This window comes from Kibdelosporangium banguiense (genome assembly GCF_017876405.1).
Taxonomy (GTDB): Bacteria; Actinomycetota; Actinomycetes; order Mycobacteriales; family Pseudonocardiaceae; genus Kibdelosporangium; species Kibdelosporangium banguiense.
On record NZ_JAGINW010000001.1, the window covers coordinates 2,263,363 to 2,279,047 of the forward strand.

16 protein-coding genes and 1 tRNA gene are annotated in these 15,685 nt (G+C 66.6%); 8 read left to right on the forward strand and 9 right to left on the reverse strand.

Annotated elements, in window-relative coordinates:
- Positions 1 to 46: 46 nt before the first annotated feature.
- From JOF56_RS10810 to JOF56_RS10820, 3 genes are read left to right on the forward strand one after another with little or no spacing between them, the layout of a single operon-like run.
- Positions 47 to 811, forward strand: coding sequence for a YcnI family copper-binding membrane protein (locus JOF56_RS10810; RefSeq protein ID WP_209636872.1), 765 nt, complete (start codon positions 47 to 49; stop codon positions 809 to 811).
- On the forward strand, positions 808 to 1,359 hold the full coding sequence (locus JOF56_RS10815) for a copper resistance CopC family protein (RefSeq protein WP_209636874.1): 552 nt from the start codon (positions 808 to 810) through the stop codon (positions 1,357 to 1,359). The genes JOF56_RS10810 and JOF56_RS10815 overlap by 4 nt, the downstream gene beginning before the upstream one ends.
- Complete coding sequence (locus JOF56_RS10820) at positions 1,356 to 2,375, forward strand: CopD family protein (RefSeq protein ID WP_372448373.1); 1,020 nt, start codon at positions 1,356 to 1,358, stop codon at positions 2,373 to 2,375. Before JOF56_RS10815 ends, JOF56_RS10820 begins: the two co-directional genes overlap by 4 nt.
- An 87-nt stretch (positions 2,376 to 2,462) precedes the next feature.
- Here JOF56_RS10820 and JOF56_RS10825 read toward each other — a convergent pair whose 3' ends face one another.
- The 3 genes from JOF56_RS10825 to JOF56_RS10835 all read right to left on the reverse strand — a co-directional run bounded on the left by JOF56_RS10825 (position 2,463) and on the right by JOF56_RS10835 (position 5,200).
- Positions 2,463 to 2,768 carry a hypothetical protein gene (locus tag JOF56_RS10825; protein ID WP_209636878.1) on the reverse strand — a complete coding sequence of 102 codons (306 nt, stop codon included), beginning with the start codon at positions 2,766 to 2,768 and terminating at the stop codon, positions 2,463 to 2,465.
- Between the two features lie 133 nt (positions 2,769 to 2,901).
- Positions 2,902 to 3,801, reverse strand: a complete 900-nt coding sequence (locus JOF56_RS10830; protein WP_209636880.1) for a phosphotransferase family protein — start codon at positions 3,799 to 3,801, stop codon at positions 2,902 to 2,904.
- A gap of 22 nt (positions 3,802 to 3,823) precedes the next feature.
- Positions 3,824 to 5,200 (reverse strand): helix-turn-helix domain-containing protein, encoded by a 1,377-nt coding sequence (locus JOF56_RS10835; protein WP_245378232.1) that lies wholly within the window; start codon positions 5,198 to 5,200, stop codon positions 3,824 to 3,826.
- 218 nt (positions 5,201 to 5,418) lie between these two features.
- Between JOF56_RS10835 and JOF56_RS10840 the strand changes: the two genes are divergently transcribed.
- Together JOF56_RS10840 and JOF56_RS10845 are read left to right on the forward strand one after the other, a co-directional pair.
- Positions 5,419 to 5,715 carry a hypothetical protein gene (locus JOF56_RS10840; protein WP_209636882.1) on the forward strand — a complete coding sequence of 99 codons (297 nt, stop codon included), beginning with the start codon at positions 5,419 to 5,421 and terminating at the stop codon, positions 5,713 to 5,715.
- Positions 5,716 to 5,728: 13 nt separating this feature from the next.
- A complete protein-coding gene (locus JOF56_RS10845; protein ID WP_209636884.1) occupies positions 5,729 to 6,073 on the forward strand; it encodes a hypothetical protein in 345 nt (114 codons plus the stop codon).
- Between the two features lie 276 nt (positions 6,074 to 6,349).
- On the opposite strand, the gene JOF56_RS10850 is transcribed toward JOF56_RS10845, so the two are convergent.
- Positions 6,350 to 7,564: an MFS transporter gene (locus JOF56_RS10850; RefSeq protein ID WP_209636886.1), complete on the reverse strand. Its 1,215-nt coding sequence runs from the start codon at positions 7,562 to 7,564 to the stop codon at positions 6,350 to 6,352.
- Positions 7,561 to 8,853, reverse strand: a complete 1,293-nt coding sequence (locus tag JOF56_RS10855; protein ID WP_209636888.1) for a GH1 family beta-glucosidase — start codon at positions 8,851 to 8,853, stop codon at positions 7,561 to 7,563. The genes JOF56_RS10850 and JOF56_RS10855 overlap by 4 nt, the downstream gene beginning before the upstream one ends.
- A 110-nt stretch (positions 8,854 to 8,963) precedes the next feature.
- Here JOF56_RS10855 and JOF56_RS10860 point away from each other — a divergent pair, with 110 nt between their 5' ends.
- Positions 8,964 to 9,584 carry a TetR/AcrR family transcriptional regulator gene (locus JOF56_RS10860; RefSeq protein WP_307855031.1) on the forward strand — a complete coding sequence of 207 codons (621 nt, stop codon included), beginning with the start codon at positions 8,964 to 8,966 and terminating at the stop codon, positions 9,582 to 9,584.
- A gap of 110 nt (positions 9,585 to 9,694) precedes the next feature.
- Here JOF56_RS10860 and JOF56_RS10865 read toward each other — a convergent pair whose 3' ends face one another.
- On the reverse strand, positions 9,695 to 10,897 hold the full coding sequence (locus tag JOF56_RS10865) for an amino acid deaminase/aldolase (protein WP_209636892.1): 1,203 nt from the start codon (positions 10,895 to 10,897) through the stop codon (positions 9,695 to 9,697).
- A gap of 86 nt (positions 10,898 to 10,983) precedes the next feature.
- Here JOF56_RS10865 and JOF56_RS10870 point away from each other — a divergent pair, with 86 nt between their 5' ends.
- Positions 10,984 to 12,330: a D-arabinono-1,4-lactone oxidase gene (locus JOF56_RS10870; RefSeq protein WP_209636894.1), complete on the forward strand. Its 1,347-nt coding sequence runs from the start codon at positions 10,984 to 10,986 to the stop codon at positions 12,328 to 12,330.
- Here the strand turns inward: JOF56_RS10870 and JOF56_RS10875 are convergent.
- The 3 genes from JOF56_RS10875 to JOF56_RS10885 all read right to left on the reverse strand — a co-directional run bounded on the left by JOF56_RS10875 (position 12,300) and on the right by JOF56_RS10885 (position 14,315).
- Positions 12,300 to 12,971 carry an NAD(P)H-binding protein gene (locus tag JOF56_RS10875; protein ID WP_209636896.1) on the reverse strand — a complete coding sequence of 224 codons (672 nt, stop codon included), beginning with the start codon at positions 12,969 to 12,971 and terminating at the stop codon, positions 12,300 to 12,302. The genes JOF56_RS10870 and JOF56_RS10875 overlap by 31 nt on opposite strands.
- Positions 12,972 to 12,995: 24 nt before the next feature.
- Positions 12,996 to 13,601: a hypothetical protein gene (locus JOF56_RS10880; RefSeq protein WP_372447858.1), complete on the reverse strand. Its 606-nt coding sequence runs from the start codon at positions 13,599 to 13,601 to the stop codon at positions 12,996 to 12,998.
- A 631-nt stretch (positions 13,602 to 14,232) separates the two neighbouring features.
- Positions 14,233 to 14,315 (reverse strand) — tRNA-Leu (locus JOF56_RS10885).
- 125 nt (positions 14,316 to 14,440) lie between these two features.
- Between JOF56_RS10885 and JOF56_RS10890 the strand changes: the two genes are divergently transcribed.
- Positions 14,441 to 15,676, forward strand: coding sequence for an FHA domain-containing protein (locus tag JOF56_RS10890; RefSeq protein WP_209636898.1), 1,236 nt, complete (start codon positions 14,441 to 14,443; stop codon positions 15,674 to 15,676).
- Positions 15,677 to 15,685 lie beyond the last annotated feature (9 nt).

A 15,685-nucleotide genomic window follows, 5' to 3' on the forward strand; every position in this document is an offset into this window, starting at 1 on the left:
CACATCCCCGACACCCGACCCCTGCACACTCAGGAGCAATATCTACATGTCTACAAATCGACTTCTTGCGCGCGGTGCCGCACTGGCGATCACCGCGGGTGTGTTCGCTCTCGTCAGCCCCGGAATCGCGAGCGCACACGTGACCGCGGTGACAGGCGAGCCCGCCAAGAAGGGCGGCTACTCGAAGATCACCTTCCGGGTGCCGAACGAGGACGCCACCCAGGGCACGATCAAACTGACCGTCAACTTCCCCAAGGACACCCCGCTGACCAGCGCCCGGCCCAAGCCGTTGCCGGGCTGGACCACCGAGGTCACCAAGGTCCCGCTCAACCCGCCGATCAAGCGCAACAACACCGAGATCAAGGAAGCGATCGGCACGATCAGCTGGACCGCGCAGCCGGGCACCCGGATCAACCCGGGCGAGTTCCAGGAGTTCGACATCTCGGCCGGGCCGCTGCCGGACGCCGACCAGCTGATCCTGCCGGCGACCCAGACCTATGACGGCGCCAAGGGCGAGGTCAAGTGGGACGCCCCGCCGGCCGCGGGCAGCGAGCCCGAGCACCCGGCCCCGGTCGTCAAGCTGGTCGCCGCAGCCGCGGGTGAGGACCACCACGGCAGTGCGGGTACGTCCGCCGACGTGAAGCCGGCAGCTGACTCGCACAACGACGCCGCTGCCGCCTCGTCGATGGACAACACCGCACGGTGGCTGGGCGGTGCCGGTCTGCTCGTCGGTGCGCTCGGTCTTGGCCTCGGTGTCGGTGCGACGCTGCGGGCAAAGCGGGTGACGGCGCGCGCTGGCGAGAAGGCATGAGGCGGCTCGCTGCCGTCGCCGTACTGGCCGGCCTGACGTTCGTCGGGTTGGCCACACCGGCGCTCGCGCATAACTCCCTCATCGGCTCGAACCCGGCGGACAAAGCCACTGTCGAGGCCGGACCACAGAGCATCACGCTGACCTTCGACCAGCCTGTCCAGGGCGGCGACGGCGTCAACACGATCTCCGTGCGGGACCCGCAGGGCAACCACTGGGAAGCCGGGCCACCACAGGCATCCGGCTCCGAGGTGACCGCTCCCGTACGGCCGCTCGGACCCAGTGGCGTGTACTCGATCACCTGGCGTGTGCTGTCTGCCGACGGTCACCCCGTACAGGGCGCGTTGTCCTTCACGCTGAGCAAAGCCGGCAACGGCACGCCCATCTCGACTGAGGAACTGGCCAAGTTCAGCAACGCCAGTACCGCCCCGCCAGGCCAGTCCGAAGAAGGCGGCATCCCGACGTGGGTGTGGATCGTCGGCGCGGTCCTGGTGCTCGGCGTCGGCATCGTGTTCGCGCTACGGATGGGTGGCAAGGAAGAAGAGGCCTGATGCCTGCCCGGGCCGTCGCATCCGGTCGGCTGACCCTGGTGACCATCCTGGTGACCGCCGCGCTCGCGGGTGTCCTCATTGGACTCGCGATCACGGCGACCAGGGCGTTGCCGGGGCTGCCCCAGCCGGATGCGATGGTCCGGTACGGCATCCCGGTCGTGCGTGTCCTGCTGGACATGGCCGCGGTCGTCACGGTCGGGCTTTGCCTGCTGCCCTTGCTGATCGGGTTCGACCGGCCCAAGCTCGCCGAGGCCGTACTGGCCGGCACCCGGCGTGTGACTGTCGCAAGTGCATTGACCTGGGGCGTCACCGCGCTCGTGGCGCTGGTCCTGCAGACTGCCGAACTGCGACTGTCCGAATCAGTCACTCTGAGCGCGGTGTGGGAGTACATCCGGACTGTCGGCGCCGGGAAAGCGCTCGTCGCGGTGTTCCTGTTCGCGATGCTGTGCGCGGGACTCGCGGCCTGGTCAGTCCGGAAAGGCGAGTCGGTCCCGGCGGAACTGCGGGCCGCGGCCGCGATGTTCACCCTGCTGCCCCTGCCGGTCACCGGACATGCGACAAACTGGACGTGGCACGACATCACCATGGTGTCGATGGAGCTGCACGTGATGGCTGCCGTCACGTGGACCGGCGGCCTCGGCGCGGTGGTCGTCCTGCTGGCGACGAACCGCACGTTGCTCGCCCACGCGTTGCCGCGATTCTCCAAATTGGCCGCGATCTGCCTGGTCGTCTCGGCGGGCACCGGATTGTTCAACGCGTTCGCCGAGCTGCTGCTCACCCCGGGCAGTGCCCTCTGGCGGGACCTGTTCGGCACGAGTTACGGCGTCCTCGTGCTGTTGAAGATCACCTGCGTCGGACTGCTCGCGGTCCTCGGCGCCAACATCCGCTGGCGGCTGCTGCCCGGGATCCTGCGTCACCAACGCACGGCACTTGTCGGCTGGGCCGCCATCGAGCTGACGATCATGGGCCTGGCCTTTGGATTCGCCGTCATCCTTACCCGCGCGCCGGTCGCCTGAGGACAGGCCGCTTGTCGCAAGTGGAAGATTATGTGGCGGCCGTCACTCCTGGTGGAGAACGACTTTTCAGATCAAAGAGTCGAGCGGTCAGTCCTGTTCGGTGAACTGCGCCTGTTCGTGCGGCCGACGCAGCTCCGCGAGCCGCTGCATGGTCGTCACACCGCGTCGCTCCAGCTCCTTGCGGGTGATCCAGCCGGCCGCGAAGTGCCGGTAGCTCTGCGCGAGCATCACCAGCTCGGCGAGATAGTCCGCGGCCCGGCGGCGGCTGTCCTCGGGCAATCGGGAGACCAGCGCCAGTTGCCCGGCCACTACCTCGTCCAGCACCTGCGCGGACCGCAGCGCACGCTTGGCACGCCGACCATCACCGACTGTCCTGCTCAGCAGCCCCAACACCGTGACCCATCACCTCTTGGTGAGAGAAAAACGACAACAATCTGAACACAGAGTAGCCGATAACCCGGTTGGGGCAACGTCCGCCATCTGTCGACAAAGGATTCGCTCACCGAGGCTCCGGCGTTACCGCCATTCAGGTGTATCGAGCCCACCGGGCGTGGGTATCTCCGCGCCGGAAGTCATCCAGCCGCCGCATCAACTCCGGCCGGACCTGGGGATTGCTGCGGATGCTCGGCAGCACACTGGTGATCAGTTTCAGCTCTCTGACCTCACGCAACACCCGGAAACCCGGCCAGCGCATGACGTCCCAGCCATAGGACCGCACGATCTCACGGTAGGTCCGGGACGGCTCACCGAACCGGCCGACCCCGACCGCGACAGGTGTCAGATCCCACTCCGGCGGCCCCACACAAGTGGAATCAAAGTCACACAGCACGGGCCCGTCCGGTGACGGGATCAGGTTGCCCAGATGAGCGTCTCCATGGATGACCGACGTCGGCAGTTCGAACCGCAGACCGGCCAGGTTCTCCGCCAGCCGCTCACAACATCCGAGCAGGAAGGAGCGGTCATCGTCGTCGATCGCCTCGGCGTCGTCGATCCGCCTGCGCACGTCGTCCAGCGGATCCCAGGCAGGCAGCTCGAACGGAGGTGGCGGCAGCTTGTGTATCCGCCGTAACAGCTCACCCAGGTCCCGGCCACGCGGCGCGCGGGTACCCGTCGGGACGACGTCCCAGACGGTGGCCAGATGCTCACCCGCCCGGATGGGTTGCTCGAAGCCGGCTAACAGCCGGACCGACGGGATGCCGTGCCCGGTGAGCCAGCCTGCGATCCAGACGACCTTCTCCACCCGGTGGCGCAGGCCGCGGGATCCGACGATCCGGACCACGGCCTGGTCGCCTGCCAGCCGGTAGACGGCGTTGTTGGTGAACCTGAGCAGCGTCGCACCAGCCGGGTCCAGGCTGGTCAGCTCGCAGATCTCAGTCAGCGCCCGCGCCAGGCTGTCCCGGCTGAACCGTCCCTCCGGGGTGCCCATCCGACCGGGAGGCTCGGCGACCTCACGCTTCCGTGTCGAAGTACTTGTTGAGGGCGTCGGAGAGGTCACGGGCTTGGCTGTTGTTACGGCGCTTGTCGGCCTCTTGCTTCAACGGCCGCATCCGGTCCTTGGCCCGGCCGGACGTGAGGTTCTCGGCCAGGTCCACCGCTGCGCGGCCGACCTTCGAGCCATGATCGATATCGCCTTCGATCAGGTGATTCGTCGCAAGCGCACTGAGGTTGAAGGTCTTGCTGCGAGCCATGTCGTCGCCGTACGAGTCGATCGCGCGCTGCAGCGCGGGGATCGCGTACTTGGTGTGTTTGGTGTCGACCTCCTGGGCCAGCACCGTGTGCACCGTGCCGATCATCGCGTGCACGTCGGTCTCGGTGAAGAACTTCACCCAGGTCTCGGCGCCGTCCAGGTCGGCACGGGCGAACTCGTCGCGGGTCCGGCCGAGCAGCTTCATCGTCTGCTCACGCTGGCCCATCATCGCGTAGGCCCAGGCCTCGTTCGCGCAGAGCACGGCCACCGCCAGCTCCGAGCCCGAGTTCTGGGCGGCGATCTGGCCGAGCGAGAAGATCTTCAGCGCGTCGTTGGGCGCGCCGTTGTGCAAGTAGACCCGGCCCATCCGGTAGAGGATGTTGGCCACCAGCGGCTCGCTGCGCCCCTCTTTGGCCAGCTCAAGACCCTTGCCGAAGTGGTTGCGGGCGGAGTCGAGCAGACCGATGTCGAACGACGTCCAGCCTGCCAGGTTGTGCAGGTCAGCCAGGGCTATGTGCAGCCGCTGCTTGACCACGTCCGTCGCCGATGCCCCCAGCATCTGCTGACCCCAGGACAGCTGTGCGATGACAGCGTCCCGGCACGAACCTCCGCCGTACTGGTAGTCCAACGATCGCAATGCCCTGGTGGCAGCCTCTACCTGGCGCACATCCGTCATGCCGATCCGGCCGGGAGCCGGCGTCTGGATCGGGTTGGAGACCCACGGCCCGGAGTCCGCGCCGAACACGTTCGCGCCCATGGTGACGGCCGCGGCGTGTGCGAGGAACTTCCGACGTTTCACCGACTCTGCCTCCTCGGGGGTCTGGTCGTCGACAGTCGCGACGACACGGACCCGTGTCTCCTCGTCATATGCGAGGCCCATGTATCCCCTTGGGACGCCCAGGCCGGCGGCGATCCTCGCCAGCACGTCGTAGGCCATGACCTGGCGACCTTTGAGGATCTCCGACACCTCGGACTGCGACTGGCCGGTCTGCGCCGCGATCTGCCGTTGAGAGATGCCGTGCTTGCGCAACAGCCGGTAGACCGTGCTGATCTCCCTCGCGGCCAGCGCTGCCCGCATGTCCGGCTTCTCCCAGACATCGGCTGTCACAACAGCGCCTTGTGACCCGGTGGAGTTCATTCGCGCCCCCTTGCAGTCCGTTGGGCGTCAACCGCAGCGTAAACACATTGCGGCAGGGTCGAGAAGTACTGATCGGTCAGGCTGATCGGTCGGGCCGAAGTCCGCCGACCGCTTATCGTGAAAGCCTGCCCGATCAGCGCCTCACCACCCCGTTCGAGTTTGCCAGGGACCAATCTAGTTTCTGGTAAGCATTCGAGCACGGAGGGAAACTTCAGATCGTGGACCTGATCGGCTCGACAGTCACTCGCCCGGCGACCGTCACCTCCCCTGCCCCGCAGGGTGAGAAGGCGGCCGCACCTGGTCTCAAGGACCTGCAGGGGTCGTTCGAAGGCCGTCAGGTGTGGCACGTCTCCTGTGGCGACGTCATCAACCGCGATCGATGCCTGACCGTGCTGGTGGACCAGAACAAGGTGGTGCTTGTCGGACCCCCCGGCGAGACCGCAGTCCTGTCACGTGGCCAGCTGGGCCAGTTGCGGGACGCCCTACGAGAAGCCGCCGAGCAGGCGGAAAGGTGACGGTGACGCTCCCGTGGACGAGATACTCGGCCAGGTTTTGCGCAATGCGGTGTGGGAACGGCTGGACATGCTGTCCGAGCTCGCGACCCGCGCTGACGCCCCGTCTCTGCTCTCGGTCGCACGTTCTGAGCTGCCGCGGCTGACAGAAGGCTGGCGGGCCATGCTCTCGGCACACGAGCCGGATGAGCGCGGCAACTGCCCCACCTGTTCGTCCCGCTGGCGCCAGCAGAAAGCGCCCTGCTCGGTCTGGCGCGCGGCCTATGAGCACCTGGTGGCGGGCGGACTCGCCCCGGCAGGCGGACGTCACGTCCGCCGCGCCACCACCACCCCGCGCCGTGTGGTCGCCGGCGCCCGATAGACCGGTGGTCCGGCTCGCCCGTCCCCCCGAGCGAGGCGAGCCGGACCGCCATCCATGGGCGACGTGTGCTCGGTGCTTTGCACCTTCGCCGTGTGGCTGGCGGATTATTTTGGGGGGCCGAGCCCCCCAAGCCCCCCACGGTGCGAGCTCCTGCCGAACCAGCGCTGGGTTCGTTGCTCTTGAACTAGCGGTTGATCAATCACAAGCCCCGCGGGCTGACGCCATAAGCACTCCCCCTCCCCCGACTGGCGTCAGTCCGCGGCTCCACGTTTCTTGCTAGGCGCCTGTCTTCACCCTGGTCAGGAATGCTCCTGCGAGCAGGGTTGCCAGTGCTGATGCGGCGAAGAGGCCTGCGTAGCCCATGGCTGCGAGGATTCCGGATGCCAGGACTGGGGCGAACACCTGTGGCAGGGAGTTTGCGATGTTCACCACACCTAGGTCCTTGGCGCGGTCTGCCGCCGCTGGTAGGACCTGGGTCAGCAGGGCGATTGCGACTGCCCAGTACATGCCGAAGCCTGCTCCGAGCAGCGGGCCGGCGATCAGGCTTCCTGCCCAGGTCTGCCAGAACACCAGGACGAGGGCTGCTGCGGCCATCAATGCGACCGCGACCAGTACGTACGGCTTGCGGCGGCCGGATTTGTCGGAGAGCCAGCCGGTCACCAGCGCGCCCGCGATGAGCGCGATGCCGTAGAACGCCATCAGGATCAGCAGCGATCCTTCCGGGTCCTCGCGTTTGACCACGTCCTTGAGGAAGAACAACAGGTAGAACGTGCCGAAGGCGTTGCCGAGGTTCACCATGAAGTGGCAGCCCCACATCCAGGCGAAGTCCGGATGCTCGCGGGGCGAGATCCAGAACTGCAGCTTGGTCCGCGGCTTCAGCTCCTTCGGCAACACTGCGTCCGGCGTGGTGAACACGAACGCCGCAGCGCCCAGCAGCACCACGGCCGCCGACGCGAGGTAACCGCCTGTGAGACCGGTGACCAGTTCGGTCACCAGCACCGCGCCGAGGACCGTGCCCAGCATCTGGCTGATGCCGATGAAGCCACCGGTCTGTGCGCGCTGCACGACCGGGACGCGGTCGGGAATCGCGGAGATCAGAGTCGCGAGCATGGCGTTCAGCCCGGCCTGCACGAGGCACCAGCCGATGACCATCACGACGACATTGCCCGCCGACGCCAGCACCGCGAGCCCGGCCGCGCCGACGAACGCGCCACCGATCGTCCACGGATGCCTGCGGCCGAACCGGCTGGTGGTCCGGTCGGACAACAGACCGGCCAGCGGGTTGGCGACCACGGCGACCACGGCACCGATCCCGGTCACGATCCCGAAGACCAGTTCCTTGTTCGCGCTGTCGAGCAGTTCGGCCTGCTGCGGCAGCAGAATCTGGATGGGTGCGTAGAACGCCAGCCACAGTCCCAGATTCGCGACGAAGAGCAAGCTCACCCAACCCGCGCGGACGCGGGCGACGGGCTCGGATAAGGCGGTGGTCACGCGACGCCTCCGATCAGCTTGCGGTACCAGTGGAACGAGTCCTTCGGAGTGCGCGCCAACGTCTCGTAGTCGATGTGCACCAGGCCGAACCGCGGCTGGTACCCCTTCGACCACTCGAAGTTGTCCAACAGCGACCAGACGAAGTAGCCCCGCACGTCGACGCCTTCGGACATGGCTTTCGCCAGTGCCGCAAGGTGTTCGGTGTGGTAGTCGATGCGCTGCTGGTCCTGGATCCCGTCGAAGCTGCAGCCGCTTTCGGTGATGTAGACCGGCGGCAACTGCTCGCCGTAGCGAGCCTTCAACGTGGTCAGGAATTCCCGGAGACCGTCCGGCACGACTGGGGAATCGTTGGTGGTCAACGGATATCCGTCGACCGGCCGGAGCTCGAACGGCATCGGGTTGCCTTCACCGGGCGCCGCGACACCTTGCGGTTCGTAGTAGTTGACGCCGTAGAAGTCCAGCGGTGCGGCGATTTTCGCCAGATCATCGGCGAAACCTGCTGGCAGGTAAGGAATTACCTCGTCCGGGTAGCTGCCTTTGACCATCGGATCGGAGTACATCCAGTTGATCACAGCGGACAGGGCGGCCGCGGCCTGAAGATCCTGCTCTGATCGCGTTGCCGGCCAGACAGGACTGTGATTGTTCGCTGTGCCAACGGCTTTCGCTCCGACCGAACGCAACGCGCTCACCGCGAAGCCGTGCGCGAGGTTCTGGTAGTGCGCCGCGGGCATCGCGTCGAACAGCAATGCCTTGCCAGGGGCGTATTCGCCGAGTGCGTAACCGAAAAGTGTCTCGACCATCGGCTCGTTCAACGGAATCCACATGTTCACGCGGTCGGCCAGGCGCTCGCCGACGATCGCGGCGTACTCCGCGAACCGCTCCGCGGTGTCCTTGACCAGCCAGCCGCCCGCGTCCTCAAGCGCCTGAGGCGTGTCCCAGTGGTAGAGGGTGGTGACCGGGGAGATCCCGGCTTCGCACAGGGCGTCGACGAGCCGGTCGTAGAAGTCGAGACCTTCCGGGTTCGCCGGGCCCTGGCCGTTGGGCTGGATGCGGGGCCACGCGACGGAGAACCGGTACGCGTGCACGCCGAGCTCAGACATCAACGCGATGTCCTCGGGGAAACGGTTGTAGTGATCACACGCGATGTCCGCGTTGTCACCGTTTCGGATCTTGTCCGGCGTCGCACAGAAGGTGTCCCATACCGAGACGCCCCGGCCGCCTTCCCGCGTCGCGCCCTCGATCTGGTACGCCGACGTGGACACGCCCCACACAAACCCGTCCGGGAACATCCGGCACCCTCCCGCAGAATGTGAAATTCATTCGGATACTAGATGCGATGTCGCTCACACGCCAGCAGCGAATTCACGGCAAGATAGGGGCTGAGCAGAGGAGACAACCCGTGGCGAGTCCGACCCCACTACGGCGCAAGCCGGTTCAGCAACGCAGCGCCAAGCGCGTCGAGCAGATGCTCGAGTCCTGCGCCGCGTTGATCGAGGAGGTGGGCTACGACGGCGTGACCACGACGCTGATCGCCGAACGAGCAGGCGTCGCGGTCGGGTCGCTCTACCAGTTCTTCCCCGACAAGCGCGCCGTCGTTCGAGAGCTCACCCGCCGCAACCTCGAACGCTTCCTCCGCCTGGTCGGCGAGCGCTTCGAGACAACCTACGTCAACCACTGGTGGGACGCCGTCGACCTGGCCATCGACATCTACGTCGACATGCACAGGACAGTCCCCGGCTTCGCCAAGCTCCACTTCGGCGACGTCGTCGACCTGGAACTGCTGGACGACGGCGAAGGCAAACACAACAACGAAGTAGTCTCGGAACAACTGGCCGCCATCGTGGCGGAAAAAGCCGGCCTGCCCGTCGAAGACCTCATGCTGCCCATCACCATCGCCGTCGAAGCCACCGACGGCATCCACAAACTCGCCTTCCGCCGCGACCCCCGCGGCGACCAGACCATCATCGACGAAGGCAAATACCTGCTCAGGCAGTACCTCTCAAGCAAGGTCGGCAACTAGCCTTCGAACGAGGCTCGTCCCTTCGCCTCGCCGACCTGGGATTTGTTGCGGCCGGGGGCGCTGACTGGCTCGCTTGGGTCCTTGATCTGAGGGCTTTGGTTCTTTTTCGGTCAGCCGAAGTTGACGCCTTCGCCTCGGTAGGTGGGGACTGTGCGTTCTGTTCGGTCGCCTCTGATCAGGTGGTATTCCTGGAAGCGTTCGGCTAGTTCGCCGGCTTTGGAGTGGCGGAGCCAGACTCGGTCGCCGAGTTTCAGGCTGTCGGCGGCTTTTCCTACTACTGGGGTTTGGACTTCGCCTGCGCCTTCTGTCCCCAGGAGTTTGAGGCCTTCGGGGAGGTAGGGCCGGGGTAGGCGGTTCGGGGTGCCTGTGCCGGAGGCTACGTAGCCGCCTGCGAACAGGGTGGCGATGTTGGGGGCTGGGCGGCGGACCACGGGCAGGGCGAAAAGGGCCGCTGGGCGTGGGGTGAAGCCTCGGTAACTGTCGAACAGCCAGGGGCCGATCAGGCCTGAGCCTGCCGCCAGTTCTGTCACCGATGGGTCCGCTGAGGTCAGTTCGAGGCTGCCGGTGCCGCCGCCGTTGACGAATTCCAGATCTGTGATGGCGCGGATCGCGGCTATCGCGGAGCTGCGGCGCTTGATCAGCTCAGGGCCGGAGCGGCGTTGCATCCATGCGATCAGGCCGCCCTTGAGGGGGTTGCCGGGCGGGGCGTCACCGAGGCCCGCTATCTGGCCTTCGTAGGACATCACGCCGACCAGGGAGAAGCCTGGGCGGCGGGTTGTCTCTGCGGCGAGGCGGGCGGCTTGCCGGGGGGTGCGGACCGGGGATCGTCTTGTGCCCACGTAGATGCCGGGCAGGGGGCGCCAGGCCGCGTCGAACTCCAGGCAGACGCGGATGGCAGGATGATCGATTCCCAGGGCCGCGTCGATCAGGTCGAGGTGCTGGACCGAGTCGGCCATGATGGAGATGACCTGCGCGGCAGCGGGGTCGGCAGCCAGTTCACGGAGCGCGGCATGGTCAGTTGTCGGATAGGCGACCAGGATGTCGGTTTGCGCGAGCGGGGTGTCGCGCCACTTGCCCGCCAGCCAGAGGGCCTCGCGCAGCGAGTAGGCCATCACGCCCTGGAAGCCCGGCATGCCCAGCACTCGCTCGATCAGGTGCAGGCAGCGGACGGATTTGCTCGCGACACGGATCGGCCGGCCACCGGCGCGGCGGACCAGGTCGGCCGCGTTCGCGTCGAAGGCATCCAGATCCACGACGGCAAAGGGCGGATCGAGGCCCTTGGTGGCAGTGTCCAAGTTCGCCTGCTGGGTCACCCCTCCACACTACGTCGATTTCGCTTGAAATGTGAATAGGATTCACTTACGGTGTGGCGAACAGCCCTGCCGCGGAGGCCCAATCAATGCCCGCACAGACTGCTCTGAAGACCACCGCCGACGGTCAGGTCCGGTGGACGAACTGGGCACGAAACGAGACCGCAGTCCCGGCGACAGTGTCCCGGCCGACGAACGTCGCACAGATCTCGGACACGATCGTCAAGGCCGCGGCCGACGGCAGGACCGTCAAGGCTCTCGGCAGCGGACATTCGTTCACCGCGATCGCCTCCGCTCATGGCGCGACCGCCATCGACCTGTCCGGATGGACCGGGATCGAATCGGCTGACATCGCCACTGGCCTGGTCACGGTCCGATCGGGGACCACGATCAAGCAGCTCAACGCCGGGCTTGACCGGCTCGGGCTGGCCATGACCAACCTCGGTGACATCGACGCACAGACCATCTCGGGCGCGATCTCGACCGGGACGCATGGCACGGGCGCGAAGCTCGGCGGCATCGCCACCCAGATCACCTCGCTGGAACTGGTGCTCGCCGACGGTTCTGTTGTCACCTGCTCGGCCGACGAGCGTCCGGAGCTGTTCAACGCCGCACGCGTCGGCCTCGGTGCGCTCGGTGTGATCAGCACTGTGACGTTGCGCTGCGAGCGGTCGTTTTCGCTGGTCGCCGACGAGCGGCCGGTGCCGCTGGAGGAGGTCATCGAGCAACTCGACGACCTGATCACCGGCCACGACCATATGGAGTTCTACTGGTTCCCGTATGGGCGCAAGGCTTTGGTCAAACGCAATGACCGCCTACCGCTCGACGCAGCTGTTCGACCGCTCAGCCGCGCCAGGCGGTTTTTCGAGTACACGGTGATGGAAAACGCCGTGTTCGGCGTCGTCTGCCGGACCGGCCGGGCGATCCCCCGGCTCGTCCAGCCGCTCAACCGCCTCTCGTCGACCGCGCTGTCGCCACGCAACTACAGCGACCTCTCGCACCGCGTGTTCGTGACCGCGAGGAATGTCAGGTTCGTCGAGTCCGAGTACGCCGTGCCGCGGGAATCCCTGGTCGACGTGCTCAACGAGCTGCGCGCAGCGGTCCCGAAACTGGCCCATCCGGTGATGCTGCCCGTGGAGATCCGGGTCGCCTCGGCCGACGACATCTGGATGTCGACCGCCTATCAGCGGGATTCCGCGTACTTCGCCATCCACCAGTACCCGGGCATGCCGTACCAGGAGTACTTCGACGTGTTCGAGTCGATCGTCGCCCAGGTCGGCGGCCGACCGCACTGGGGCAAGATGCACACGCTCGACGCGTCCGTGCTGCAGGAGCGCTATCCGCGGTTCGAGGACTTCCGGCAGGTGCGGGCCGAGGTGGACCCGACTGGGTTGTTCCGCAACGGCTACTTGGACCGCGTGCTCGGGTCGAGCTGAGCGATCGCGATCTCGATCGGTGTCGGGCCCCTGGTCAGCTCCAGGGTTAGCCCGATGGTGTCGTCCTCGTCGAGCAGACCGACCAGCACGGCGGCGACGTCTTGCCGGGACACCTGTCCGGGCGGCACCGACAGACCCAGGCTGACCAGGCCCGTTCCGGGATCGTCGAGGAGTCTGCCGGGCCGCAGGATCGTCCAGTCCAGCTCCCGGCCGACCAGGTCCTGCTCAGCGGCGGCTTTGGCCTTGAGGTAGACGCGGAACACCTCGTCGACCGACTGGTCGCCGGCACGGTCCAGCCCCATCGAGCTGACCTGGATGAAGCGCCGTACACCGGCCATCTCGGCGGCTTGCGCGAACAACGCGGAGGCCGCGCGGTCGACTGTGTCTTTTCGCTCAACGCCGCTGCCAGGTCCGGCGCCCGCCGCGAAAACCGCGGCGTCCGCGCCCGTGAGGGCCTTGGCGACCTCTTCGGCGGAGGCCTTCTCCAGATCGATCACAACCGGTTCGGCGCCAGTCTCCCGCAGGTCGTCCACCTGCGCGGGATTGCGGATCAGGCCGACCGGTTCATCCCCGCGAGTAGCCAGGAAGCGCTCGAGGTGCAGGGCGATTTTGCCGTGTCCACCGGCTATGACTACTCGCATACGGCCAAGCGTAGAGCGGTTTGCTCAGGCGGACAGAACTCGCTCGTAGGCGACCTCGTTGACCCAGCGGGACACCGCGTCGATGCCTGCGGTGACCTTCTCGTCACGGCCCGGCAGGTCGAGGTCCACACCGTTGTCGGGGTCCGCGCTCACCACGGCGATGCCGTAGTTACGCGCCCGCGGCAAGCAGTTCGCCAGGTAGTCGTGAGTCAGCACGACCGACGACGGTACGACCATCGCGGTGTCGCCGTAGCGCGCGAACGGCGCCAGCGCTGCCAGACCTGTACGCCAGTGCCGCACAACGGCCAACACACCGACGATCCGCACCGCAGCGGCGGGCACCTGGCCAGCGAACTCGGGCCACACCCATGTGGAGACCGTGGCGCGGTCGGTGACAGGCGCCTGGCCGAGGCAGATGCGCTCGGCGTGCGCGTCGGGCAGTAGTTCCGCGACCAGGGAGATCCGGCGGCCCAGCAGCGTCATGGGCGGCAGGGCGACGCCCGGCCAGCCAAGCTGTGCGACGGCCGCCGAGGCGAGCTCGTCGTCGGGGGCAGGAAGCTCAACGGCCGACGGCGTTGGCAGCGATGTGACATCTGCGGTCACTGCCATGCGTCCTGGAATGCCGGTCACGAAGCCCCGCCTCCTTCACCTCGACCGTGCCCCTGGGTTGGTTCCCTGGGTGGGTCACGGGCCGAACTGGTACATGGAATTTGGTACCAGCTACGCCAGGCCCACGGCCCGCACTTGCAGGCTCCAGCGACGGGCGGCGCTGAGCGGTCGGTGACCGGTCGACAAGCCGCCGGGCAACTTCAGCCGGGCAATGCCGCCGTCCGGGTGAGAACCCGCCAGACGGCACAACCCCACTACTACCCCCAGTAAAAAGTGCCCCAAGTCACAACCCGATGAACTACACCCCTGTAATTCAACTGCCCAAAAGGGCCCGACTCCCACCCCAAACCGCAACCCCTGGCAAACCGGCGCGTCTATCAAGAGGAGGAAGGAAGCAACCGCATTGCCAAGAAGGCCAGGACAGGACACGCCCCATCGGCAACAGCGGAGAAGAAACAGAAAAAGAAGGGCCACCATCGACGACGCGGGCACAAGGCCGAGCTCGGCAAACTGGTGCTGGTAAGCGGAAAGCGTGCCCAGCGCTGGAAAGTAAGGAGCCCGCACCGTGGGGGGTTGGGGGGCTCGGCCCCCCAACATAATCCCCACGGAACCGTGGGGAGCGCGAAAGCGCGACCAGGAAAAACCTGTTACGTGGGCGAGGAGGGAGTTGAACCCTCACGTCCTTTCGGACACACGGACCTGAACCGTGCGCGTCTGCCATTCCGCCACTCGCCCTGAAGTGACCGCGGAAGCGTAGCACGGTGTTTGAGGGCGTCTTGCACGGGGTTGGAACATCCCGGTGTCCTCGGGGCCGCACCCGGATACGATCGGGGGAGGAACAACGTGAGAAGGGATGAACCGTGGGCCTCGTACAGCGCTTCGAGCGCCGTCTCGAAGGCATCGTGGGTAACACCTTCGCGCGTGTTTTCGGTGGCAACGTCGTTCCACAGGAGGTGGCGCAGGCGCTGCAGCGGGAGGGTGAGGACAACGTCCGTGAGTTGGCAGGTGGCAGACTGCTGGCACCCAACCACTACGTCGTGCAGTTGGGGCCGGCGGACCACGACCGGCTGGCGGGCGACGAGGAACGCATCATCACGCTGCTCACCGACGTTATCGCCGAGAATCTCACCGAGCACGGGTGGGACACCTACGGTGACGTCGTAGTCTCCTTGGAGCGCTCCGACGCGCTGCACACCGGACAGTTCCGAACCCGCTCGTCCGTCGACCCTGACGTAAGCCGACGGCCGGCATCACCTCGCAACGCAGGAGACCGATCCATGAGCCAGCCTCCCGGCTACGGCCAACCGCCTGAGGGTGACCCGTACGGCCAGCAAGGCCAGTACGGATACGGCCAGGGCCAGCAGTACGGCAACGATCAGAACTACGGCCAGCAGCCCCCGCAGCAGCCGGGCGGTTACGACCAGGGTTACGGCCAGCAGCAGGGCTATGGCCAGCAAGGCTACGACCAGGGTTACGGTCAGCAACCGGGCGGTTACGACCAGGGCTATGGTCAGCAGCAGGGTGGCTACGGCCAGCCTCAGCAGGGTGGCTATGACCAGGGTTACGGCCAGCCCCAGCAGGGCGGCTACGACCAGGGCTATGGCCAGCAGCAGGGTGGCTACGGCCAGCCTCAGCAGGGTGGCTATGACCAGGGTTACGGCCAGCAGCCCGGTGGTTACCCCCAGCAGGGTGGCGGCTACCCGCAGCAAGGTGGCTACGGCCAGCCGGATCCGTACGGCCAGCAGCAGGCTGACCCTTACGGCCAGCAGGGTTATGCGCCTCCTGCCGTGCAGACCGGCCCCCGCCAGCTGGCTGCGAGCCTGCAGCTGGACGACGGCTCGAACCGCACGTACTCCCTCAAGCAGGGTGGAAACGTGGTCGGCCGCGGCCAGGACGCGGACTTCCGCCTGCCTGACACGGGTGTCTCCCGTCGTCACCTCGAGATCACCTGGGATGGCCAGAGTGCCACCCTTGCGGATCTTGGTTCGACGAACGGCACCACTGTGAACGGCACGCCGGTGCAGACCTGGCAGCTCGCGGACGGCGACGTAATCCGTATCGGTCACTCGTCGCTAGTGTTCCGCACCCAGGGCTGACGTTCGGTC

Coding starts and splice junctions, on each gene's coding strand:
- JOF56_RS10810 (WP_209636872.1), top strand. CDS start 47: ATGTCTACAAATCGACTTCTTGCGCGCGGTGCCGCACTGGCGATCACC.
- JOF56_RS10875 (WP_209636896.1), bottom strand. CDS start 12,971: ATGCGAGTAGTCATAGCCGGTGGACACGGCAAAATCGCCCTGCACCTC.
- JOF56_RS10830 (WP_209636880.1), bottom strand. CDS start 3,801: ATGGGCACCCCGGAGGGACGGTTCAGCCGGGACAGCCTGGCGCGGGCG.
- JOF56_RS10815 (WP_209636874.1), top strand. CDS start 808: ATGAGGCGGCTCGCTGCCGTCGCCGTACTGGCCGGCCTGACGTTCGTC.
- JOF56_RS10870 (WP_209636894.1), top strand. CDS start 10,984: ATGCCCGCACAGACTGCTCTGAAGACCACCGCCGACGGTCAGGTCCGG.
- JOF56_RS10855 (WP_209636888.1), bottom strand. CDS start 8,853: ATGTTCCCGGACGGGTTTGTGTGGGGCGTGTCCACGTCGGCGTACCAG.
- JOF56_RS10835 (WP_245378232.1), bottom strand. CDS start 5,200: ATGAACTCCACCGGGTCACAAGGCGCTGTTGTGACAGCCGATGTCTGG.